Origin of the sequence: Pseudomonas sp. K2I15, from assembly GCF_002204795.1 — a bacterium.
Classification (GTDB): domain Bacteria; phylum Pseudomonadota; class Gammaproteobacteria; order Pseudomonadales; family Pseudomonadaceae; genus Aquipseudomonas.
Window position 1 is genome coordinate 40,830 of record NZ_NIXO01000024.1, and the last position, 21,896, is coordinate 62,725.

General features: G+C 61.4%; 25 protein-coding genes. 24 read left to right on the plus strand and 1 reads right to left on the minus strand.

Features of this window, described 5'->3' with window-relative positions; translation table 11 throughout:
- Positions 1-78 precede the first annotated feature (78 nt).
- Genes rluC through CEC48_RS16060 form a run of 3 tightly spaced genes read left to right on the plus strand, consistent with a single transcriptional unit; the run spans position 79 to position 2,701 of the window.
- Positions 79-1,038 carry a 23S rRNA pseudouridine(955/2504/2580) synthase RluC gene (rluC, locus tag CEC48_RS16050; protein WP_088424626.1) on the plus strand — a complete coding sequence of 320 codons (960 nt, stop codon included), beginning with the start codon at positions 79-81 and terminating at the stop codon, positions 1,036-1,038.
- Positions 1,025-1,687: an HAD-IA family hydrolase gene (locus CEC48_RS16055; RefSeq protein ID WP_088424627.1), complete on the plus strand. Its 663-nt coding sequence runs from the start codon at positions 1,025-1,027 to the stop codon at positions 1,685-1,687. Before rluC ends, CEC48_RS16055 begins: the two co-directional genes overlap by 14 nt.
- A gap of 21 nt (positions 1,688-1,708) precedes the next feature.
- Positions 1,709-2,701, plus strand: coding sequence for a S49 family peptidase (locus CEC48_RS16060; protein WP_088424628.1), 993 nt, complete (start codon positions 1,709-1,711; stop codon positions 2,699-2,701).
- Positions 2,702-2,834: 133 nt separating this feature from the next.
- Here the strand turns inward: CEC48_RS16060 and CEC48_RS16065 are convergent, their stop codons facing one another.
- On the minus strand, positions 2,835-3,413 hold the full coding sequence (locus CEC48_RS16065; RefSeq protein ID WP_088424629.1) for a nucleoside triphosphate pyrophosphatase: 579 nt from the start codon (positions 3,411-3,413) through the stop codon (positions 2,835-2,837).
- Between the two features lie 105 nt (positions 3,414-3,518).
- Between CEC48_RS16065 and CEC48_RS16070 the strand changes: the two genes are divergently transcribed.
- The 21 genes from CEC48_RS16070 to CEC48_RS16170 all read left to right on the plus strand — a co-directional run bounded on the left by CEC48_RS16070 (position 3,519) and on the right by CEC48_RS16170 (position 21,894).
- Positions 3,519-4,046, plus strand: coding sequence for a YceD family protein (locus CEC48_RS16070; RefSeq protein WP_017475815.1), 528 nt, complete (start codon positions 3,519-3,521; stop codon positions 4,044-4,046).
- 13 nt (positions 4,047-4,059) lie between these two features.
- Positions 4,060-4,242, plus strand: coding sequence for a 50S ribosomal protein L32 (rpmF, locus tag CEC48_RS16075; RefSeq protein WP_004371305.1), 183 nt, complete (start codon positions 4,060-4,062; stop codon positions 4,240-4,242).
- Between the two features lie 4 nt (positions 4,243-4,246).
- Positions 4,247-5,257, plus strand: coding sequence for a phosphate acyltransferase PlsX (plsX, locus tag CEC48_RS16080; protein WP_080673274.1), 1,011 nt, complete (start codon positions 4,247-4,249; stop codon positions 5,255-5,257).
- Positions 5,258-5,383: 126 nt separating this feature from the next.
- Positions 5,384-6,322: an ACP S-malonyltransferase gene (gene fabD / locus CEC48_RS16085; RefSeq protein ID WP_088424630.1), complete on the plus strand. Its 939-nt coding sequence runs from the start codon at positions 5,384-5,386 to the stop codon at positions 6,320-6,322.
- Positions 6,323-6,353: 31 nt separating this feature from the next.
- Positions 6,354-7,097 (plus strand): 3-oxoacyl-ACP reductase FabG, encoded by a 744-nt coding sequence (gene fabG, locus CEC48_RS16090; RefSeq protein ID WP_088424631.1) that lies wholly within the window; start codon positions 6,354-6,356, stop codon positions 7,095-7,097.
- 192 nt (positions 7,098-7,289) lie between these two features.
- Positions 7,290-7,526 (plus strand): acyl carrier protein, encoded by a 237-nt coding sequence (acpP, locus tag CEC48_RS16095; RefSeq protein ID WP_088424632.1) that lies wholly within the window; start codon positions 7,290-7,292, stop codon positions 7,524-7,526.
- Between the two features lie 110 nt (positions 7,527-7,636).
- Complete coding sequence (gene fabF, locus CEC48_RS16100) at positions 7,637-8,881, plus strand: beta-ketoacyl-ACP synthase II (protein ID WP_088424633.1); 1,245 nt, start codon at positions 7,637-7,639, stop codon at positions 8,879-8,881.
- Positions 8,881-9,696: an aminodeoxychorismate lyase gene (pabC, locus tag CEC48_RS16105; protein ID WP_088424634.1), complete on the plus strand. Its 816-nt coding sequence runs from the start codon at positions 8,881-8,883 to the stop codon at positions 9,694-9,696. Before fabF ends, pabC begins: the two co-directional genes overlap by 1 nt.
- Before the next feature lies 1 nt (position 9,697).
- Positions 9,698-10,822 (plus strand): endolytic transglycosylase MltG, encoded by a 1,125-nt coding sequence (mltG, locus tag CEC48_RS16110; RefSeq protein ID WP_088424635.1) that lies wholly within the window; start codon positions 9,698-9,700, stop codon positions 10,820-10,822.
- 19 nt (positions 10,823-10,841) lie between these two features.
- The gene (gene tmk / locus CEC48_RS16115; protein ID WP_088424636.1) at positions 10,842-11,474 is read left to right on the plus strand and encodes a dTMP kinase; all 633 of its coding nucleotides are present in this window, start codon (positions 10,842-10,844) and stop codon (positions 11,472-11,474) included.
- Positions 11,467-12,456, plus strand: a complete 990-nt coding sequence (locus CEC48_RS16120) for a DNA polymerase III subunit delta' (protein WP_088424637.1) — start codon at positions 11,467-11,469, stop codon at positions 12,454-12,456. Before tmk ends, CEC48_RS16120 begins: the two co-directional genes overlap by 8 nt.
- Positions 12,457-12,520: 64 nt before the next feature.
- Complete coding sequence (locus tag CEC48_RS16125; RefSeq protein WP_088424638.1) at positions 12,521-13,306, plus strand: TatD family hydrolase; 786 nt, start codon at positions 12,521-12,523, stop codon at positions 13,304-13,306.
- A 438-nt stretch (positions 13,307-13,744) separates the two neighbouring features.
- Positions 13,745-14,398, plus strand: a complete 654-nt coding sequence (locus tag CEC48_RS16130) for a TetR/AcrR family transcriptional regulator (RefSeq protein ID WP_004371278.1) — start codon at positions 13,745-13,747, stop codon at positions 14,396-14,398.
- A gap of 139 nt (positions 14,399-14,537) precedes the next feature.
- Entirely contained in the window at positions 14,538-15,506 is a 969-nt protein-coding gene (locus tag CEC48_RS16135) for a GTP 3',8-cyclase MoaA (protein ID WP_010165903.1), read from the plus strand.
- A gap of 75 nt (positions 15,507-15,581) precedes the next feature.
- The gene (locus tag CEC48_RS16140; protein ID WP_010165905.1) at positions 15,582-16,187 is read left to right on the plus strand and encodes a DUF4823 domain-containing protein; all 606 of its coding nucleotides are present in this window, start codon (positions 15,582-15,584) and stop codon (positions 16,185-16,187) included.
- Between the two features lie 17 nt (positions 16,188-16,204).
- Positions 16,205-16,765, plus strand: a complete 561-nt coding sequence (locus tag CEC48_RS16145; RefSeq protein WP_088424639.1) for a DUF1285 domain-containing protein — start codon at positions 16,205-16,207, stop codon at positions 16,763-16,765.
- Between the two features lie 71 nt (positions 16,766-16,836).
- Positions 16,837-17,550 (plus strand): GntR family transcriptional regulator, encoded by a 714-nt coding sequence (locus CEC48_RS16150; RefSeq protein WP_088424640.1) that lies wholly within the window; start codon positions 16,837-16,839, stop codon positions 17,548-17,550.
- On the plus strand, positions 17,547-18,548 hold the full coding sequence (locus tag CEC48_RS16155) for an ADP-ribosylglycohydrolase family protein (RefSeq protein WP_088424641.1): 1,002 nt from the start codon (positions 17,547-17,549) through the stop codon (positions 18,546-18,548). The genes CEC48_RS16150 and CEC48_RS16155 overlap by 4 nt, the downstream gene beginning before the upstream one ends.
- Positions 18,549-18,746: 198 nt before the next feature.
- Complete coding sequence (locus CEC48_RS16160) at positions 18,747-20,213, plus strand: cytosine permease (RefSeq protein WP_088424642.1); 1,467 nt, start codon at positions 18,747-18,749, stop codon at positions 20,211-20,213.
- On the plus strand, positions 20,206-21,126 hold the full coding sequence (locus tag CEC48_RS16165) for a PfkB family carbohydrate kinase (protein ID WP_088424643.1): 921 nt from the start codon (positions 20,206-20,208) through the stop codon (positions 21,124-21,126). Before CEC48_RS16160 ends, CEC48_RS16165 begins: the two co-directional genes overlap by 8 nt.
- A gap of 39 nt (positions 21,127-21,165) precedes the next feature.
- Positions 21,166-21,894, plus strand: a complete 729-nt coding sequence (locus CEC48_RS16170) for a bifunctional 2-polyprenyl-6-hydroxyphenol methylase/3-demethylubiquinol 3-O-methyltransferase UbiG (RefSeq protein ID WP_088424644.1) — start codon at positions 21,166-21,168, stop codon at positions 21,892-21,894.
- The last annotated feature ends 2 nt before the right edge of the window (positions 21,895-21,896 follow it).

The following is a 21,896-nucleotide window of genomic DNA, read 5'->3' on the forward strand; positions in this document are numbered from 1 at the left end:
CGCTTTTGGCGGCGTTCGCGACTATAGCAGCAATGATTAAGTGCTTCAATTCCATAAAAAATTGTTATCATCGCCGCCATGACGACTACCGCCCCCCAGACCCCCAGCGTCCAGCTGCTTGAGGTCTCGCCGGAATATGCCGGCCAACGCATCGACAACTTTCTTCTTGCCAGGCTCAAAGGCGTGCCCAAGACCTTGATTTACCGCATTTTGCGTAAAGGCGAAGTGCGCGTGAACAAGGGCCGGATCAAGCCCGAGTACAAGCTGCAGGCGGGTGACATCATCCGTGTGCCGCCGGTGCGGGTGCCTGAGCGGGACGAACCGGTTCCTCTGGCCCAGGGCCTGTTGCAGCGCCTTGAAGCGTCGATTGTCTTCGAAGACAACAAGCTGATCGTGATCAACAAGCCTTGCGGCATCGCTGTTCACGGCGGCAGCGGCCTGAACTACGGGGTGATCGAAGCCTTTCGTCAGTTGCGCCCGGATGCCAAGGAGTTGGAGTTGGTCCACCGTCTGGACCGTGACACCTCCGGCCTGCTGATGATCGCCAAAAAGCGCAGCATGTTGCGCCACCTGCATGCCGCCCTGCGCGGTGATGGCGTGGACAAGCGCTACATGGCGCTGGTGCGCGGCAACTGGGCCACCTCGATCAAAAGCGTCCGTGCGCCGTTGCAGAAGAGCAACCTGCGCTCCGGCGAACGCATGGTCGAGGTGGACGAGGAGGGCAAAGAAGCGCTGACCCTGTTCAAGGTACTGCGCCGCTTTGGTGACTTCGCGACCATGGTCGAGGCCAAGCCGGTCACTGGCCGTACCCACCAGATTCGTGTGCATACCCTGCACGCGGGTCACTGCATCGCTGGCGATACCAAATACGGCGACGAGGATTTCTCCAAGGAAATCCGTGACCTGGGCGGCAAGCGCCTGTTCCTGCACGCCTACATGCTGACCGTGCCGCTGCCGGACGGCGGCGAGTTGAAGCTACAAGCGCCTGTCGATGAGATGTGGGCCAAGACCGTGGAGCGCCTGAGTGCCGCACCCTGACTACAAGCTGCTGATCTTTGATTGGGACGGCACCCTGTGCGATTCCATTGGTCGGATTGTCGAGTCGATGCACGCAGCGTCGACCCGTTCCGGTTACGCGTTGTGCGACGACCTGGCGGTCAAGGGCATTATCGGTCTGGGCCTGCCGGAAGCGATCCGCACCCTGTATCCCGAGATTGGCGATGACGAGCTGATAGCGTTTCGTCAGCACTACGCCGATTACTACATGGCGCTTGATGCCCAGCCGTCGCCGCTGTTTGAAGGCGTGGCGCAGGCCATGGAAGCGTTTCGCTCCGATGGTTACCACCTCGCAGTGGCGACCGGCAAGGCTCGGCGCGGCCTGGACCGGGTGCTCAAGGCCCATGGCTGGGGAGATTATTTCGACGCGACCCGTGCGGCGGATGAAACTGCCAGCAAGCCCCATCCTCTGATGCTCGAACAGATCCTCGCTCAATGTGGCGTGTCGCCTCGGCGGGCGTTGATGGTGGGTGATGCGTCGTTCGATCTGATGATGGCACGCAATGCTGGCATGGACTCCGTGGCGGTCAGCTACGGCGCCCAGTCTGCCCAGGCCTTGCAGGCGTATGAGCCGAGACTGACGATTGACCGTTTTTCTGAATTGCAGGCCTGGCTCAGCCGGGCCCATTAAGTCTTTGCTGGGGTAGATGGCATGACCGATGAGTGGAAAGCGCCTGAGAAGGCCAATGCCGATAACAATGGCGATGACAAAAGCTGGAAGTTGCTGGAAAAGACCCTGCTGGCCAGTGTGCAGGAGCAGCGTCGCTCGCGGCGCTGGGGGATCTTTTTCAAGCTCCTGACCTTTATTTATCTGCTGGGCATGCTGGCGTTGTTCAGTCCGCTGATGGATATGGAAAAGAGCGCCACGCGTAGCGGTAATTACACGGCGTTGATCGAGGTGCGCGGGGTGATTGCCGATAAGGAGTCTGCCAGTGCCGACAATATCGTCAGCAGCCTGCGGGCCGCCTTCGAGGACTCCAAGGTCAAGGCTGTGATCCTGCGCATCAACAGTCCGGGCGGCAGTCCGGTGCAGTCGGGATATGTGTATGACGAGATTCGTCGCCTGCGCGCCCTGCATCCGGACATCAAGCTGTACGCGGTGATCTCCGACCTGGGTGCCTCGGGCGCCTATTATATTGCCAGCGCCGCCGACCAGATCTATGCCGACAAGGCCAGCCTGGTGGGTTCCATTGGTGTGACGGCGGCCGGCTACGGCTTTGTCGGCACCATGGAGAAGCTGGGGGTTGAGCGGCGTACTTACACGTCGGGCGAGCACAAGTCGTTCCTGGACCCGTTCCAGCCGCAAAAGGCGGATGAAACGCAGTTCTGGCAGGGCGTGCTGGACACCACTCATCGCCAGTTCATTGCCAGCGTCAAGCAAGGGCGTGGTGACCGGCTCAAGGATAAAGAGCATCCGGAACTGTTCTCCGGCCTGGTCTGGTCCGGTGAGCAAGCGCTGCCGCTGGGCTTGATCGATGGGCTGGGCAGTGCCAGTTCGGTGGCTCGGGATGTGATTGGCGAGAAAGAACTGGTGGACTTCACCGTTCAGGAATCGCCGTTTGACCGCTTTTCGAAGAAGCTCGGCGCCAGTGTGGCGGAGCAGTTGGCGATGTGGATGGGCTTCCAGGGGCCGACCCTGCGCTGAGATCTTGAAAGTGATATAGCTCAAAATGTGGGAGCGGGCTTGCTCGCGAAGGCGGTGGGTCAGTCGATATTGATGTTGACTGGCACACCGCCTTCGCCAGCAAGCCCGCTCCCACATTTGTTTTGTGGTGTTCTCAGGGAATCTGCACGCCTTCGGCCAGCAGCATGTCTACCAGTCGAATCAGCGGCAGGCCAATCAGGCTGGTAGCATCCGGCCCTTCGGTGCTTTGAAACAGGCTCACCCCCAAACCCTCCGCCTTGAAGCTGCCAGCGCAGTCGTAGGGCTGCTCGACGCGCAGGTAGCGCTCGATGCGGGCTGCGTCCAGGGTGCGCATGTGCACGGTGAAGGGAATGCAGTCGACCTGGCAGTGCCCGGTGGCACTATTCAGCACGGCGAGGCCTGTGAGGAAGCTGACGCGCTTGCCGCTCGCCGCCAGCAACTGCTCGCGGGCCTTCTCGAAGGTGTGGGGCTTGCCGATGATCTGGCCGTCGAGTGCGGCGACCTGATCCGAGCCGATAATCAAATGCCCCGGGTGGCTGCCGGCCAAGGCGCGGGCCTTCTCTTCGGCCAGGCGCTTGACCAGCGCCACGGCAGACTCGTCCGGGCGCCGGCTTTCGTCGATATCCGGCGAACTGCAGATGAACGGCAGGTGCAGACGATTCAGCAATTCCCGGCGATAAACCGAGCTGGAAGCGAGTAATAAAGGCAGCATGGGCGTCTCCTCAAGGCAGTCGCGGATTCTAGCGGGGAGGCCTCGCGACGGACAGGGCTGAATTTCCTTTGACATGGCTGGGTGCATCCCTATAATGCTGCGCCTATGTTGAATGACCCGATTCCACCTCACGTTGACCCGCGCAAATTGGCTGATCGTGGCACTACCCTTCAAGGTGAAGTGCTGCTGGCCGATTTGGAGAGACTCTGCGACCCGCTTTCCGACACTGTCGGTACGGTGCAGGCTAAATTCGTTTTTGAACGAGATGAACGTAAGTCTGTGGTAATCCACAGCTTTATCGACACCGAAGTCAAAATGGTTTGCCAGCGTTGTCTTGAGCTGGTCACCCTGCCGATCCACAGCGAATGCAGTTATGCTGTGGTGAAAGAGGGTGCGAATACCCAGTCGTTGCCGAAAGGTTATGACGTGCTGGAACTGGGCGAAGATCCTTTGGATCTGCAGTCACTGATCGAGGAGGAGCTTTTGCTCGCCTTGCCCATTGTGCCTGCTCATCATCCGGAAGAATGCCAGCAGCCGGCGGGTCTCGATGAGCCCGAACCGAGCGAGGACGAGGTAACGCGGTCCAACCCGTTCAGTGTATTGGCGCAGTTAAAGCGTGACCCAAACGTTTAGGAGTTAATCAATTATGGCTGTTCAGCAGAACAAAAAATCCCGCTCTGCCCGTGACATGCGTCGTTCGCACGACGCCCTGACGGCAAGCACTCTGTCTGTAGAAAAAACCACCGGTGAAGTTCACCTGCGTCACCACGTATCGCCAGAAGGCGTATACCGTGGCCGTAAAGTGATCGACAAGGGCGCTGACGAGTAATCACTTGTCTGCTCAAGTCATCGCGATTGACGCAATGGGCGGGGACTTCGGTCCCCGCAGCATTGTTCAGGCCTGCATTGCTTGCCTGTCTGCTACGCCCTCGCTGCACCTGACCCTCGTCGGTCAACCCTCCTTACTTGAAGAACTGATTGCCAGCCATCCGGCGGTGGATCGCGCGCGCCTGACTATTACACCGGCCAGCGAAACCATCACTATGGATGAAAAGCCTGCGCAGGCCTTGCGCGGCAAACCGGATTCTTCGATGCGGGTGGCCCTTGAGTTGGTGCGCGACGGCAAGGCCCAGGCTTGTGTCAGTGCCGGCAATACCGGGGCGTTGATGGCGTTGTCGCGGCATGTGCTGAAAACCCTGCCGGGCATTGACCGGCCGGCGATGGTCGCGGCGATCCCAACCCAGCAAGGCTATTGCCAGTTGCTGGACTTGGGGGCGAACGTCGATTGCAGCGCCGAGCATTTGCTGCATTTTGCGCTGATGGGCTCGGTGGCGGCCGAAGCGCTGGGCGTGGCCCGGCCGCGGGTGGCGTTGCTGAATATCGGCACCGAAGACATCAAGGGCAATCAGCAGGTCAAGCTGGCGGCGACGCTGTTGCAAAGCGCGCGCGGCTTGAACTACATCGGCTTTGTCGAGGGTGACGGTTTGTACCGCGGCGAAGCAGACGTGGTGGTGTGCGACGGGTTTGTCGGCAACATCCTGCTCAAGTCCAGCGAAGGCCTGGCGACGATGATTGCGGCGCGCATCGAGGCCTTGTTCAAGCGCAACCTGGCGTCGCGGCTAGTGGGTGCCCTGGCGCTGCCCTTGATGCGGCGCTTGCAGGCTGACCTGGCACCGGCGCGGCATAATGGCGCGAGTTTCCTGGGTTTGCAGGGCATCGTGGTGAAAAGTCATGGCTCGGCGGGGGTGCAGGGTTTTCAAAGTGCCATCCAGCGCGCCTTGATCGAGATCCAGGAAAACCTGCCGCAACGCTTGCACGGCCGCCTTGAGGATCTGTTGCCTTAGGCGAATCGGTCCGGAAATGCTTAAATGTGACCGGCCAGTTCAATTGACCATCCAATCTGTCAGTTTCTTGCGCTCCCCGCTGTGGGGCGCCAATTTCCGACGACCAGATCATTAGGGGCTTGTTACATGTCTACATCCCTCGCATTCGTCTTTCCAGGGCAGGGTTCGCAGTCCCTCGGCATGTTGGCCGAGCTGGGCGCGGAACATCCGCTGATCCTGGAAACTTTCAAGGAAGCTTCCGATACCCTGGGTTACGACCTGTGGGCACTGACCCAGCAAGGGCCGGAAGAGTTGCTCAACCAAACCGACAAGACCCAACCGGCCATCCTGACCGCCTCCGTTGCCCTGTGGCGCCTGTGGCTGGCTGAAGGTGGTGCGCGTCCGGCCTACGTCGCCGGTCACAGCCTGGGCGAATACAGCGCCCTGGTGGCCGCTGGCAGCCTGACCCTCGGTGAAGCGGTCAAGCTGGTCGAGCGTCGTGGCCAGTTGATGCAGGAAGCGGTTCCAGCCGGGCAGGGCGGCATGGCTGCCATTCTCGGCCTGGAAGATGCGGACGTGATCGCCGCCTGTGCCGAAGCGGCCCAGGGCGAAGTGGTCAGCGCCGTCAACTTCAACTCCCCTGGCCAGGTGGTGATCGCCGGTGCCAAGGCCGCTGTCGAGCGCGCCATCGAAGGCTGCAAGGCCCGTGGCGCCAAGCGTGCATTGCCGCTGCCGGTGAGCGTGCCGTCCCATTGTGAGCTGATGCGCCCGGCTGCCGAGCGTTTTGCCGAGTCGATCGCTGCGATCAACTGGCAGGCGCCGCAGATTCCGCTGGTGCAGAACGTCAGCGCTGCCGTTGCTCCCGACCTGGAAACCCTCAAGCGCGACCTGCTGGAGCAGTTGTACAAGCCGGTTCGCTGGGTTGAGTCGGTGCAGGCCCTGGCCGCCAACGGTGCAACCCAATTGGTAGAGTGCGGCCCGGGCAAAGTCCTGGCTGGCCTGAACAAGCGTTGCGCCGAAGGCGTGTCGACTTCCAACCTCAATACCCCGGATGCCTTCGCTGCCGCTCGCGCAGCCCTGGCCTGAGCCTTAATTTCCGAACTTAGGAGAAGCCTGCATGAGTCTGCAAGGTAAAGTTGCACTGGTTACCGGCGCAAGCCGTGGCATTGGCCAGGCGATCGCCCTGGAGCTGGGTCGTCTGGGCGCTGTGGTCATCGGTACCGCAACCTCCGCCGCCGGCGCTGAGCGCATTGCCGCGACGCTGAAGGAAAACGGCGTTCAGGGCACCGGTCTTGAGCTTAACGTAACCAGCGATGAATCCGTTGCTGCTGTATTGGCTGAAATCACAGCGCAATTCGGTGTGCCGGCTATTCTGGTGAACAATGCCGGTATCACCCGCGATAACCTGATGATGCGCATGAAAGACGACGAGTGGCATGACGTCGTCGATACCAACTTGAACAGTCTGTTTCGGCTGTCCAAGGGTGTTTTGCGTGGCATGACCAAGGCCCGTTGGGGGCGAATTATCAATATTGGCTCTGTAGTGGGTGCCATGGGCAACGCAGGCCAAGTAAACTATGCAGCGGCCAAGGCCGGTCTGGAAGGTTTCAGCCGTGCACTGGCGCGTGAAGTGGGCTCGCGGTCGATTACGGTCAACTCGGTGGCCCCTGGGTTCATCGACACCGATATGACCCGCGAACTGCCTGAAGCGCAGCGTGAAGCGTTGCTGACGCAGATTCCGCTGGGCCGTCTGGGCCAGGCTCAAGAGATCGCGAATGTGGTCGCTTTCCTGGCATCCGACGGTGCGGCATACGTGACTGGGGCTACAATCCCGGTTAACGGCGGGATGTACATGAGTTAAATTGTGACGGATCGCTTCAAAAAAATGTCATACGAGCTGTCTAAAATCCGTTATAAAGCTGCAATCTATTTATAGGCAGATGGCCAATAGGGTACGAGGGTGAAGCTTTCAGTTGAAAAGCTGAAAAGTCTTTCTATACACTTACCCACTGGCCAGCTGCCTGAATTTGTCCATTAGGAGTGAAAACAAGGTATGAGCACCATCGAAGAGCGCGTCAAGAAAATCGTTGCCGAGCAACTGGGCGTTAAAGAAGAAGAAGTGACCAACAGCGCTTCCTTCGTTGAAGACCTGGGTGCCGACTCCCTTGACACCGTTGAGCTGGTGATGGCTCTGGAAGAGGAATTCGAGACCGAAATCCCGGACGAAGAAGCTGAAAAAATCACTACCGTTCAAGCTGCTATTGATTACGTTACTGGCCACCAGGCGTAATAGTTTGTAATCGTCGCTTGCTGTGATGGAAAAACCGCACTGCCCTATGGCGTGCGGTTTTTTCCTTTAAGCCTGATGCAAAGTGTCGTCATTAGAAAAAGGAGAGTGCTGTGTCGCGTAGACGCGTCGTAGTCACCGGTATGGGTATGTTGTCGCCACTGGGTACGGATGTGCCGAGCAGTTGGCAGGGCATTCTGGCTGGCCGCAGTGGTATTGGTCTGATCGAACACACGGACCTTTCTGCCTATTCCACCCGTTTTGGCGGCTCGGTAAAGGACTTCAATGTCGAGGAATATCTCTCGGTCAAAGAGTCCCGCAAACTCGACCTGTTCATTCAATACGGCCTGGCAGCCGGTTTTCAGGCGGTGCGTAATGCCGGCCTGGAAGTCACCGACGCCAACCGTGAGCGCATCGGCGTGGCCATGGGTTCGGGTATTGGCGGTCTGACCAATATCGAAGAAACCAGCCGCACGTTGCACGAGTCTGGCCCCCGTCGAATTTCACCGTTCTTCGTGCCTGGCTCGATCATCAATATGATTTCCGGTTTCCTGTCCATCCACTTGGGTGCCCAGGGGCCTAACTACGCCATTTCCACGGCGTGCACCACGGGCACTCACTGCATCGGCATGGCGGCTCGTAACATCGCCTATGACGAAGCTGACGTGATGATCGCCGGCGGCGCCGAGATGGCCGCCTGCGGCCTGGGCATGGGCGGCTTCGGCGCGTCCCGTGCGCTGTCGACCCGCAATGACGAGCCGACCCGTGCCAGCCGTCCGTGGGACAAGGGCCGTGACGGCTTTGTACTGGCCGACGGTGCCGGTGCGCTGGTGCTTGAAGAGCTGGAGCATGCGAAGGCCCGTGGCGCAACCATCTACGCCGAGCTGATTGGCTTCGGCATGAGCGGTGATGCGTACCACATGACCTCGCCACCGTCTGACGGTGCAGGCGCTGCACGCTGCATCACCAACGCGTTGCGTGATGCCAAGGTCAACATTGACCAGGTGCAGTACATCAACGCCCATGGCACGTCGACCGCGACGGGCGACCTGGCGGAAGCCGAGGCCATCAAGTCGGTGTTCGGCGAGCACGCCTACAAGCTGGCGGTCAGCTCCACCAAGTCCATGACCGGCCACCTGTTGGGTGCGGCGGGCGCGGTCGAGGCGATCTTCAGTGTGCTGGCCATCAAGGATCAGGTCGCCCCGCCGACCATCAACCTTGATGAGCCGGATGCAGGCTGCGACCTGAACTTTGTGCCTCACGAGCCGCAGAAGATGCCGATCGACGTGGTGTTGTCCAACTCGTTCGGTTTTGGTGGCACCAACGGTTCCCTGGTGTTCCGCCGGTTCGCCGAGTGATGGAGAGCTGGGTCGACGGTCAGCCGGCGGGCGCAGTGCCCCTGAAAGACCGTGGCCTGGCGTACGGTGATGGTTTGTTCGAGACCATTGCCGTCAAGGCCGGGCAGCCCGTGTTGCTCGACCGCCACCTGCAGCGCCTCGATGAAGGCTGCAGGCGGTTGGCGATTGTTGCGGATCAGCCGTTGATCCGCAGCGAATTGCTGGCCTATGCCGCCGCCCTCGGTGACGGTGTACTCAAGTTGATCCTGACCCGTGGCGATAGCCAGCGCGGTTATGGCATCAGCGCTGGCGCCCCGGCGCGGCGCATTCTGCAAGGCAGTCCTCCTGCCACTTATCCCCCGGAACATGCAGCGTCAGGCATTCGCCTGTTTGCGTGTACCACCCGTTTGTCCGAGCAACCGTTGCTCGCCGGCCTCAAGCACCTCAATCGCCTGGAACAGGTATTCGCCCGCGCCGAGTGGCAGGATGCCGAGCACGCCGAAGGTTTGATGCTGGATATGTCCGGTCGAATCGTCGAAGGCGTATTCAGCAACCTGTTTCTGGTACGTGACGGCGTGTTGCTGACCGCTGATCTGAATCGCTGTGGAGTCGCCGGCGTCATGCGGGCCGAGCTGTTGGCGCAGGCACAAGCGCTGGGCATCCCGACGAGCGTGGCCGATATCAGCCTTGAACAGCTGCAACAGGCCGACGAAGTCTTTGTGTGCAACAGCGTATATGGCATTTGGCCGGTGCGCGGATGTGCTGCGATGAGCTGGCCGGTTGGGCCGCTCACCCGTAAACTGCAGGGCATTGTTCGCGCACTATTGGGTATTTGATTTGAGACGTAAATTTGTATTGTTGCTGGAGATCGGTCTGGTCCTGGCGGGTTTGCTGCTGGGCGCTTCGGCCTGGAAGCTGAACTCGGCCCTTGAGCAGCCCCTGAATCTGACCCAGGAGCAATTGCTGGACGTACCCGCTGGCGCGACGCCCACCGGCACCTTTAATCGCCTGGAAAACGACGGCGTGCTCAAGGATGCGTTCTGGTTGCGTCTTTACTGGCGCTTCAACCTTGACGGCCAGCCGCTGCACAGCGGCGAATATCGCATGACCCCGGGCCTTACCGCCGAGGGCCTGATCGGTCTGTGGCAGCGTGGCGAGGTGGTGCAGTACAGCATCACGCTGGTGGAAGGCTGGAACTTCCGCCAGGTGCGCGCCGCCCTGGCCAAGCATGAAAAGATCGAGCAAACCCTGTCGGGCCTGAGTGACAGCGAGGTGATGGAACAACTCGGCCACCCTGGGGTGTTCCCCGAAGGCCGCTTCTTCCCGGACACCTACCGCTTCGTTCGCGGCATGACCGACGTCGAGTTGCTGAAAAAGTCCTACAACCGTCTGGATGATGTCCTCGCCCAGGAGTGGAGCAAGCGCGCGGCCGATGCGCCGTACACCGAACCCTATCAAGCGCTGATCATGGCCTCGCTGGTCGAGAAAGAAACCGGCGTGCCGCAAGAGCGCGGCCAGATTGCCGGGGTGTTCGTGCGGCGCATGCAGATCGGCATGCTGCTGCAAACTGACCCCACGGTGATCTACGGCCTCGGCGAGCGCTACACCGGCAAGCTGACCCGCGCCCATCTCAAGGAGTCCACGCCCTACAACACCTACGTGATCGCCGGCCTGCCGCCGACGCCGATTGCCATGGTCGGGCGGGAGGCGATTCATGCCGCGCTGAACCCGGTGGCGGGCAGCAGCCTGTATTTTGTCGCCCGCGGCGATGGCAGCCATATTTTCTCGGATAACCTGGATGCGCATAACGCTGCGGTGCGTGAGTTCCAGATGAAGCGTCGCGCCGATTACCGTTCGAGCCCGGCGCCCGCGCCGGCGGCAAAACCTGCGGACGCGCCGGTGGATACGCCTGCTGAACCGTCTCCCGCAGCCGACGAAGCCGCGCCGCAAAGCCCGCAATGACTCTGACTAAGGACTGCCTGTGACTGGCTTGTTTATAACCCTGGAAGGCCCGGAAGGCGCCGGCAAAAGCACCAACCGCGAATACCTGGCCGAGCGCCTGCGCGCCGAGGGTATCGAGGTGCTGCTGACCCGCGAGCCCGGCGGCACGCCGCTGGCCGAGCGCATCCGTGAAGTGCTGCTGACCCCGGGCGACGAACAGATGAACCCCGACACCGAGCTGTTGCTGGTATTCGCCGCCCGCGCCCAGCACCTGGCCGAAGTCATTCGCCCGGCGCTGGCCCGTGGTGCGGTGGTGATTTGTGACCGGTTTACCGATTCGACCTACGCCTATCAGGGTGGCGGTCGGGGCTTGTCCCTTGAGCGCATTGCGACCCTGGAGACCTTCGTCCAGGGCGATCTGCGTCCCGACCTGACCCTGGTGTTCGATCTGCCGGTTGAAGTCGGCATGGCCCGCGCCACTGCCCGTGGTCGCCTGGACCGTTTCGAACTGGAAACCCGGGTGTTTTTTGAGGCCGTGCGCAGCGCGTTTCTCAAGCGCGCCGAAGCCGACCCTGCACGCTATCACTTGCTGGATGCCGCATTGCCCCTGACTCAAGTACAACAGGCGATTGACGCCCTGTTGCCGAAACTCCTGGAGCGTGTCCGTGGCTGAAGCCTACCCGTGGCAGGACAGTCTCTGGCAGCAACTGGCGGGCCGTGCCCAGCACGCCCACGCCTATTTGCTGCACGGCCCGGTGGGCATCGGCAAGCGCGCGCTCGCCGAGCGGCTGATGGCCAGCTTGTTGTGCCAGCGGCCCAACGGCCTGGAGGCGTGCGGGGAATGTAAATCCTGCATGCTACTCAGGGCCGGCAGCCACCCGGACAACTACCTGCTGGAACCGGAAGAAGCCGACAAGGCGATCAAGGTCGACCAGGTGCGTGATCTGGTCAGCTTCGTGGTGCAGACCGCGCAGATGGGCGGGCGCAAGGTGGTGCTGATCGAACCGGTGGAGTCGATGAACATCAACGCCGCCAACGCCTTGCTCAAGAGCCTCGAAGAACCGTCCGGCGATACCGTGCTGCTGTTGGTCAGCCACCAGTCCAGCCGCCTGCTGCCGACCATCCGCAGCCGTTGCGTGCAACAGGCTTGCCCGTTGCCTAGCGAAGCCATGAGCCTGCAATGGCTGGCCCAGGCGTTGCCGGAGTGTGGCGAGGCAGAGCGCGTCGAATTGCTGACCCTGGCGGCGGGCTCGCCGTTGGCAGCCGTCAAACTCCATGCCCAGGGCGTGCGTGAACAGCGTGCGCTGGTGGTGGATGGCGTGAAGAAGCTGCTCAAGCAGGAACTGTCCGCTACGCAACTGGCCGAAAGCGCCTGGAAAGACATTCCCTTGCTGCTGCTGTTCGACTGGTTCTGCGACTGGTCGAGCCTGATCCTGCGCTACCAACTGACCCAGGACGAAAACGGCCTGGGCCTTCCGGACATGCGCAAGGTTGTGCAATACCTGGCGCAGAAGAGCGCCCAGGACAAGGTCCTGAATATTCAGGACTGGATCCTCGCCCAACGCCAGAAAGTCCTGGGCAAAGCCAACCTCAACCGCGTGTTGTTGCTTGAGGCCTTGCTGGTGCAGTGGGTCGGCTTGCTCGGCCGGCGTTAACCTTCAGTGGCCGACGGGTGTATCGTTGGCCAGACACTTCCCGTGACTCAAGTTGTAGATCCCTATGCTCGTAGATTCCCATTGCCACCTTGATCGCCTCGACCTGGCCCAGCACGGCGGTTCTCTCGACGCTGCCCTTGAAGCAGCGCGCCAGCGCGGAGTAGGGCACTTCCTGTGCATCGGCGTCAGCGCCGAAAATGCCGCCGACGTCAAAGCCCTGGCCGATCGTTATGCCGACGTCGACTGCTCGGTGGGCATTCACCCGCTGGATCTGAAACCCGGCGAAGCCCCGGCCCTAGACTGGTTGCTCGGCGAACTCAATCACCCGCGCGTGGTGGCCATCGGCGAGACCGGGCTGGATTACCACTACGAACCGCAAGCCGCCGAATTGCAGCAGGCGTCGTTCCGCCTGCACCTGCAAGCCGCCCAGCAGACCGGCAAACCGGTGATCGTCCACACCCGTGGCGCCCGTGCCGACACCCTGACCCTGCTGCGCGAAGCCGCGCTGCCCCAGGCCGGTGTGCTGCATTGCTTCACTGAAGACTGGGACATGGCCAAGGCCGCCCTCGACCTGGGTTTCTACATTTCCCTCTCTGGCATCGTGACCTTCCGCAATGCCGACGCCCTGCGCGATGTAGCGCGGCAGGTGCCGGCAGACCGCCTGCTGGTGGAAACCGATTCGCCGTACCTGGCGCCGATCCCTCATCGCGGCAAACCCAACCTGCCGGAATACGTACGGGATGTGGCGGATTACCTCGCGATGCTGCGGGGCGAGTCCTACGAGCGGTTTGCCGAACAGACCACCGAAAACTTCAAGCGCCTGTTCCCGCTGGCCCACGTCGGCCACTAAATCGCAGGCAAAAAAAACCCGGGTTCTGGGGGGGTGAATCCGGGCTAAGACCATTAGGAGTAAAACAAGGGCACGCAGTCCGTCGGTACCCAGGTCGACGCGTCACTTGGGGGAGATGCCACGCCGACATTTCAAGTATTGATCAGTATCCGATTCAGTCCAGCCGCATCTGATCGTTTTTTAAACAGATTTGGAATACGCCCGCTTCGGTTGAGTTCTCATTGATTGCGATGCACATGCAGGGATGGCCTGTTTTATTTCTGACTCAAATCGGCTTATTCGTTGGCGCGCTGTAAGTTAAGTGCAAAGGTTGTTCATATAGGCGTTGCCCAACGACCGTTCAGTCGGGATAATCCCGCGCACTGGGTAAAACGTTCCGACCAGCACGGCTTGGGGCACGCAACCCTCCCAATATCTATCTCTGCAGACCTTTCTCTTATGCACAAAGAACCCCGCAAGGTCCGTGAGTTTCGCCGCCGCGAGCAGGAAATTCTCGACACCGCACTCAAGCTGTTCCTCGACCAGGGTGAAGACAGCGTCACCGTCGAGATGATTGCGGATGCCGTGGGTATCGGCAAAGGCACCATCTACAAGCACTTCAAGTCCAAGGCCGAGATCTACCTGCGCCTGATGCTCGACTACGAGCGCGATTTGAACGAGCTGCTGCACTCGGCCGATGTCGACAAGGACAAGGAAGCGCTGTCCCGCGCCTATTTTGAGTTCCGCATGCGTGACCCGCAGCGCTACCGCCTGTTCGATCGCCTGGAAGAAAAAGTGGTCAAGGGCCATCAGGTGCCGGAAATGGTCGAGGAGCTGCACAAGATCCGTGCCTCGAACTTCGAACGCCTGACCCTGCTGATCAAGGGCCGCATCAGCGAAGGCAAGCTCGAAGACGTGCCACCGTATTTCCACTACTGCGCCGCCTGGGCGTTGGTGCACGGCGCCGTGGCGCTGTACCACTCGCCGTTCTGGAGCAATGTGCTGGAAGACCAGGAAGGTTTCTTCCAGTTCCTGATGGATATCGGCGTGCGCATGGGCAACAAGCGCAAGCACAGCACCGATTTGCCGAACGCCGAAACGCCGGCCACTTGAATCATTCGCCAACGTGATGGCGATATGATTTCCTGCCCAGCGCAGTAACCCAGGAATATACTCAGGCAAGGACCTTGCTAAAACTTGATTTTTCAGTCAGGTTTTAGTGCGCCCGAATTATCCTCTGCCGGAGTGATCCATGATCGTTGATCGTCAAGGCAGGCGATTCCGCAATTTGCGGATCAGCCTGACCTCAGCCTGCAATTACGCCTGTACCTACTGCGTGCCCAACGGCAAGCGGCTGGTGGCTGCGCAGGATGAACTGTCGGCCGAGGCAATGGCACGCGGTGTTGAATACCTGATCGAGGCCGCCGGCATCGAACGCCTGCGCATTACCGGTGGCGAGCCGCTGGTCAGCCCCAAGCTGGAAGCCTTCATGGGCGCAGTGGGGCAGATGGGCTTGAGTGATATCAGCCTGACCACCAACGGCCAACTGCTGGCGCGCAAACTGCCGCTGCTGGTGGACGCCGGGATTCGCCGCATCAACGTCTCACTCGACACCCTGGACGCCGACGCCTTCCGCAGCATCGCCCGTGGTGGCGACTTGGCCACCGTGCTCGATGGCATGGACCAGGCCAGCGCCGCCGGGATCAAGATCAAGGTCAACATGGTGCCGTTGCGCGGCCAGAACCTCGACCAGGTGATGCCGCTGCTCGACTACTGCCTGGAGCGTGGCTACGAGCTGCGCTTTATCGAATTGATGCGTATGGGCCACTTGGCCACCGATTCCAATGCGTTCCTGCAGCAGTTCGTTAGCCTGCAGCAATTGCTCAGCCTGATCGGCGAGCATCACGAATACCTGCAAGCCAACGCCCCGGTGGACGCCACCGCCGTACGCTACGAAGTGCCCGGCAAAGGCTTCTTTGGCGTAATCGCCAACGAAAGCGTGCCGTTCTGCCGCACCTGCTCGCGCTTGCGCCTGTCGTCCACCGGCTGGCTGCATGGCTGCCTGTCGTCGAGCAACCGCCACTACGTCGGCGACCTGCTGGACAAACCGCGCCATCAGGCTCTGCCGGCCTTGCAGCGCTTGCTGGTCAAGGCCTTGGGCGACAAGCAGGAAGTGGCCTTCTCCGGCGGCGCCACTATCATGAAGATCATCGGCGGCTAGTCCCGCAAGCTGGCGCAAAATCTGCATCTCGTGCCCATTCGCCGGTTTTCCGTCACCGGCCTCTGGAGAATTAGGATGCGTAGTCTGGTTTTGGTGCTGGCGTCACTCGCGCTGGGTGGCTGCATGACCGTCAGTGATATGGCCGAAGGCACGCGCTATCAGATGAGCGATGCCGGCTTGCTGGACCACAGCGATACCCGCCGCGTCAATTCGGTTCGCATTCAGCCGGACTCCTTTGTCTTCATCGCCCAAGGCGCGTTCACTCCGCCGGGCAGCGCTTATCCGCGGCCCAATGTGGTGGCCGAGGAAGCTTTCAACGGTTTTGTCGAATACTTCCCGATGGTCCGTCGCGCCCGCAAGCCCGAAGGTCTGGAGCAGGCGATGTCGGAGGCCCGTGCTGCCGGCGCGCATTACCTGCTGTACTGCCGCTTCGCCCAGGCGGACGACCGTATCGGCAACGCCGATGAATGGTCTGACCAGGAGGCGGTGGATCGCCTGGGGATCGACACCGGAACCATTCAGGTGATGTTGATCGAGACCAGCACCCAGTATTTGATTGATACTGTGCGCATTCGCAGTCGTGGCGGTTTACTGACGTTCCACGACAACAAGCCTGAAGATCTGATCGGCAAGCCCCTGGCGCACTACGCGCGCAGCCTGTTGGGCATGAGCGATCAGTAAGTCACAAGGAGAGCAGCATGACCGATTCGGCCAAGGCCAATGAGTTATTGGCGCAATTGCCCAAGGGCAAGGGGCCTGCACCGGTGCATCTCTGGAACCCGGCGTTTTGCGGCGATATCGACATGCGCATCGCCCGCGACGGCACCTGGTTCTATATGGGCACACCGATTGGTCGCAAGCCGATGGTCAAGCTGTTCTCCAATATCATCCGCCGCGATGGCGATGATTACTTCCTGATCACCCCGGTGGAAAAGGTCGGGATCAAGGTCGATGATGCGCCCTTCGTCGCCGTCACCCTGGAAGTCGAAGGGCAGGGCGAAAGCCAGCTGCTGCGCTTTACCACCAACGTGGATGAACAGGTCGAGGCCGATATTGAACACCCGCTGCGGGTGGTGATCGACCCGGATACCCTGGAACCCTCGCCGTACCTGCGGGTGCGCACCAACCTCGAAGCCCTGGTTCACCGCAACGCGTTCTATCAGTTGGTGGAGTTGGCGGTGACCCGTCCGATCAACGGTAAGAACTGGCTTGGCGTCTGGAGCGGCGGGGTATTTTTCCCCATCGGCCTGGAACCCTGAGGCTGATTTTTCACTTCCCCCTGAAATAATTCGCTTGCCGTAACCGGGCGCTTTCGGTTATCAATTTGTACATGATTAGACATGTCCGATTTGATAAGAAAAAACGCGTCGTCGACGAACTGATCCGCCGGATTGAAGGCGGAGTGATGGCCGACGGTGTCCTGCTGCCGGGCGAGCACCAACTGGCCGAAGAGTTTTCCGTCAGCCGTGGCACCCTGCGTGAAGCCCTGGCCGAGCTCAAGCGCCGCAGCTACATCGCCACCCAAAGCGGTGTCGGCTCCATCGTCACCTTCGACGGCATGGTGCTGGACCAGCGCAGCGGCTGGGCCCAGGCCCTCGCCGACACCGGTGCAGTGGTGACCTCCGAAATCCTGCGCCTGGAAGCAGTCACCCGCCCGGACCTGCTCAGCAGCCACGGCAGCGATCAATTCATTGCCCTCGATCGCCGCCGTCGCGCCGCCGACGGCACGTTCGTGTCCCTGGAGCGCTCGCTGATGCCAGCCTCCGGCGGCCTGGAAAGCCTGCCGCAAGTCGGCCTGATCGATAACTCCCTGACCATCACCCTGGCCGCCTTCGGCTACGTCGGCGCCACGGGCAGCCAATGGATCGGTGCCGAGCCGTTGAGCGAGGAGGACGCCCAACTCTTGGGTCGCCCGGTGGGCACGGTGTTCCTCAAGGCGCTGCGCACCACCTACGACCGCCAGGACCGCTTCATGGAATCCGTTGAAAGCCTGCTCGACCCTCTGCACTTTCGCCTGCACCTTCAATTTGGAACACCGAAATGACCGCCTCAACCCGCGCCCTCGGCGCCTTCTACGGCCTGGCCCTGGGCGATGCGTTGGGCATGCCCACCCAGTCCCTGAGCCGCGAGCAGGTCAAGGCGCGTTTTGGCGCGATCACCGCCCTGGAAGATGCCGACGCCGATCAGCCGATCGCGCCGAACATGCCCAAGGGCTCGATCACCGATGACACTGAACAGGCGATCCTCGTTGGCCAGTTGCTGGTGGACGGGCAGGGCAGGATTGAACCCACCGAACTCGCCCAACGCCTGATCGACTGGGAAGCGGTGATGCGCGCCAAGGGTTCCCAGGACTTGCTGGGCCCGTCGACCAAACGCGCGATCGACATGATCCTGGCCGGCCATTCCCCGGAAGAGTCCGGGCGCTACGGCACCACCAACGGCGCCGCCATGCGTATCACGCCGGTGGGCATCGCGGCGGACGTCAACGACCCAGCGCAGTTTATCCAGGCGGTGATCCAGGCCTGCCAGGTCACCCACAACACCAATCTGGGCATCTCCAGCGCCGCAGCGGTGGCAGCGGTAGTTTCCGCCGGGATCAACGGTGTCGACCTGGGCGAAGCGCTGAACATCGGCACGCAGATCGCCCAGCAGGCGGAAAGCCACGGCCACTGGATTGCCGGTGGGCGCATTGCCACCCGCATCAGTTGGGCGCGCACCTTGAGCGTCGACAGCGGCGACAAGGCCCTGTTTACCGAACTGCTTTACGAATTGATCGGCACCTCCGTGGCTTCCCAGGAATCGGTGGTGGTGTCGTTTGCCCTCGCGCAACAAGTCGCGGTGGGTGAAGTGAACGCCTTCGAAGCCCTGTGCATGGCCGCCAGCCTTGGCGGCGACACCGACACCATCGCCGCGATTCTTGGCGCGATGCTCGGAGCGTGCCTGGGGATGCAGTGCTGGCCGGAGGCGATGATCGAGCAGGTCAAACAGGTGAATGGCCTGGACCTGGAACCGCTGGTTCAGGGGTTGCTCGCATTGCGCTGAGCACCGCAGATCAAAAAATGTGGGAGCGGGCTTGCTCGCGAAAGCGGGGTTTCAGGCAACGCATGTGTCACCGATGCACCGCATTCGCGAGCAAGCCCGCTCCCACATTGATCGCGCCGAGTCAGGAAGACCGGAATACAGATTCAACTTGCCAACCTGCCACAACCACAAAAAAACAGGCATCAGGAGCACCCCACCATGAGTACGTCTTCTTCCGGCCAAAGCGCCGGGCAATTGGAAACACGCGGCATCGAGCCGGTCCCGGAAGGCGAGTGCAACGGTCACCCGCTGCAACTGTTCTGGGTCTGGTTTGCGGCCAACATCAGCATTCTCGGTTTGCCCTTGGGCGCGACCCTCGTGGCGTTTCGCGGCCTGGCAATCTGGCAGGCAATCATTGTCGCGGTCCTCGGCGCCGCCGGTTCGTTTGCGGTGGTGGGCATCATCTCCATCGCCGGCCGTCGTGGCCGGGCGCCGAGCCTGACCCTGTCCCGGGCGATCTTCGGCGTGCGTGGCAATATCGGCCCTACGCTGGTGTCGCTGATGTCGCGCCTGGGCTGGGAAACCGTCAACACCACCACCGCCGCCTTCGTGCTGCTGTCGTTGTGTTCGATCCTGTTCAACTCGCCGGTTGCAGCCAAAAGCGCACCGGTGTTGACGCTGCTGTTCATTGGCATCTTCGTGCTGCTGACCCTGGCCGTATCGGGCCTGGGCCACGCCACCTTGCTGGTGATCCAGAAGTGGTCCACCTACGTGTTCGGTGCGCTGAATATTGTGGTGGGCGGTTTCCTCTGCGCCACCATCGACTGGAGCGCGGTATTCAATGCCACGCCTGCGCCGTTGAGCGCGATGATCATCGGCATCGGCACCATGGCCGCCGGTACCGGTATCGGCTGGGCCAACGCCGGGGCTGATATGTCGCGCTACCAGCACCGCAGCGTCAAGGCTGTGCGCCTGGTGGCGTCTGCGGCCTTCGGTGCGGGGATTCCGCTGGTGCTGTTGATCACCCTTGGCGGCCTGCTGTCGGTGGGTAACAACGACCTGGCCTCGGCCACTGACCCGATCATCGCGATCCGTGACATGCTGCCGACCTGGATGGCGGTGCCGTACCTGATCACCGCGTTTGGCGGGCTGCTGCTGTCCAACAACCTGTCAGTGTACTCGGCGGGCCTCACCACCTTGACCCTCGGTTTGAACGTCAAGCGTGTGCACGCGGTGATTGTCGACATCGTTGCGATCTTCGCCGGTTCGATCTACTTCATGCTGATCGCCGACAGCTTCTACGGCCCGTTCATCACCTTCATCTCGCTGCTGGCCGTACCGATCACCGCGTGGGTCGGGATCTTCGTGGTCGACCTGCTGCATCGCCACTACTACAGCCCCAAAGACCTGCTCGACGTGACGCCAAGCAGCGCCTACTGGTACAGCGGCGGCGTTGAATGGCGTGCGTTCGGCGCCTGGGCGATTGCGATTGTGCTGGGCTTCAGCTTCACCACCATCGGCACCACGGCCGAGAACATCTGGTTCGCCGGGCCGCTGTCCGATTCGTGGTTGGGCCACAACGGCCTGGGCTGGATCGTCACCTTCCTTGTGGCAGGCGGGATTTATGCGGTACTGGGTGGCGCGTCTGATCGTCGCCCGGCTTTGGTAGAGAGCGCTAATGTCTAGATTGCTCCACAGCGGCCAGGTCATCGTCGACCTGGTCATGTCCCTCGACACATTGCCCGCCACCGGCGGCGATGTATTGGCCAACTCCGCCAGCTTCGAAGCCGGCGGCGGCTTCAATGTGATGGCCGCCGCCCGGCGCAACGGGTTGCCGGTGGTTTATCTGGGCCGCCATGGCACCGGACGCTTCGGTGACCTGGCGCGCGCGCAGATGCAGGCCGAGGGCATTGAAATGGCCCTGGCCGCCAGCTCCGATAAGGACACCGGCCTGTGCGTGTCCCTGACCGAAGCCACCACCGAGCGCACCTTCATTTCCCATATCGGCGCCGAAGGTGACTTGCTCGCCCAGGATCTGGTCAACGCCGTGCCCCATGCCGACGACTATGTGTACGTCAGCGGCTACAGCCTGTTGCTGGAGGGCAAGGCCCAGGCCTTGATCGACTGGTTGTTGGCGTTGCCGCGCGCGATCACCGTAGTGTTCGATCCGGGCCCGCTGGTGAAAGCGCCGGACTCGGCCTTGATGGTCGCCTTGTTGCCGCGCATCGACATCTGGACCAGTAACGGTCCGGAAGCGCTGGCATTCACCGGCGCCAGTGATCTTGCAGGCGCATTGCTCAAGCTTGACGATCACCTGGGCGCCGACACCTTGCTGGTGGTACGCGACGGGCCGAATGGTTGCTGGGTCGGCCGGAACGGGCAGGCTGAGCATGTACCGGGATTCGAGGTCAAGGCGGTGGACAGCAATGGTGCGGGTGATGCCCACGCCGGGGTGTTTATCGCAGGCTTGGCCAATGGCCTGGCGCCGGCTGCTGCGGCACGTCGCGCCAATGCAGCGGCGGCCTTGGCGGTCACGCGCTGGGGCCCGGCGACCTCGCCGGGCACCGCTGAAGTGGATGCGTTGTTGAGCGCGGGCTGATTCGGCGACAATAGTCGCCATTGAGCACGGAGCGACGTCATGATCCAGAACATCTACGACACCGAGGTTTTCTTCGAGGGCTACAGCAAGATGGGCCGCTCGGTGGAAGGCCTCGCCGGCGCCCCGGAGTGGCCCGCATTACAGGCCATGCTGCCGGCGATGCCAGGCTTGAAGGTGGTAGACCTTGGTTGCGGCTACGGCTGGTTCAGCCGCTGGGCCCAGGAGCAGGGCGCCGAACAAGTGCTGGGGCTGGATGTTTCGCAGAAGATGCTCGCGCGGGCAAAGGAGATGACTGCGTCTTCGGCGATTACCTACGCCATCGCCGACCTTGAGCAACTCGACCTTCCCGCCGCCAAATTCGACGTGGCCTACAGCTCGCTGGCGTTCCATTACATCGTCGATCTGAAAGGGCTGTTCGCGCGCATCCATCAAGCATTGGTACCGGGTGGCCAGTTGGTATTTTCCATCGAACACCCGATCTTCATGGCACCCCGGCAACCGGGCTGGCTGATTGATGAGCAAGGGCGCAAGAGCTGGCCGGTGGACAGCTATCAGCTGGAAGGGCCACGGGTGACCAACTGGTTGGCAGACGGCGTGATCAAGCAGCACCGCACGCTGGGCACATTGCTGACGCTATTGATTCAGGCCGGTTTCACCCTGAGCCATGTCGACGAATGGGGCCCGAGCGAGGCGGATCTGAAGGCCCGCCCGGCACTGGCAGAAGAGCGTGAGCGGCCAATGATGTTACTGGTGGCCGCTCACCGTTGACA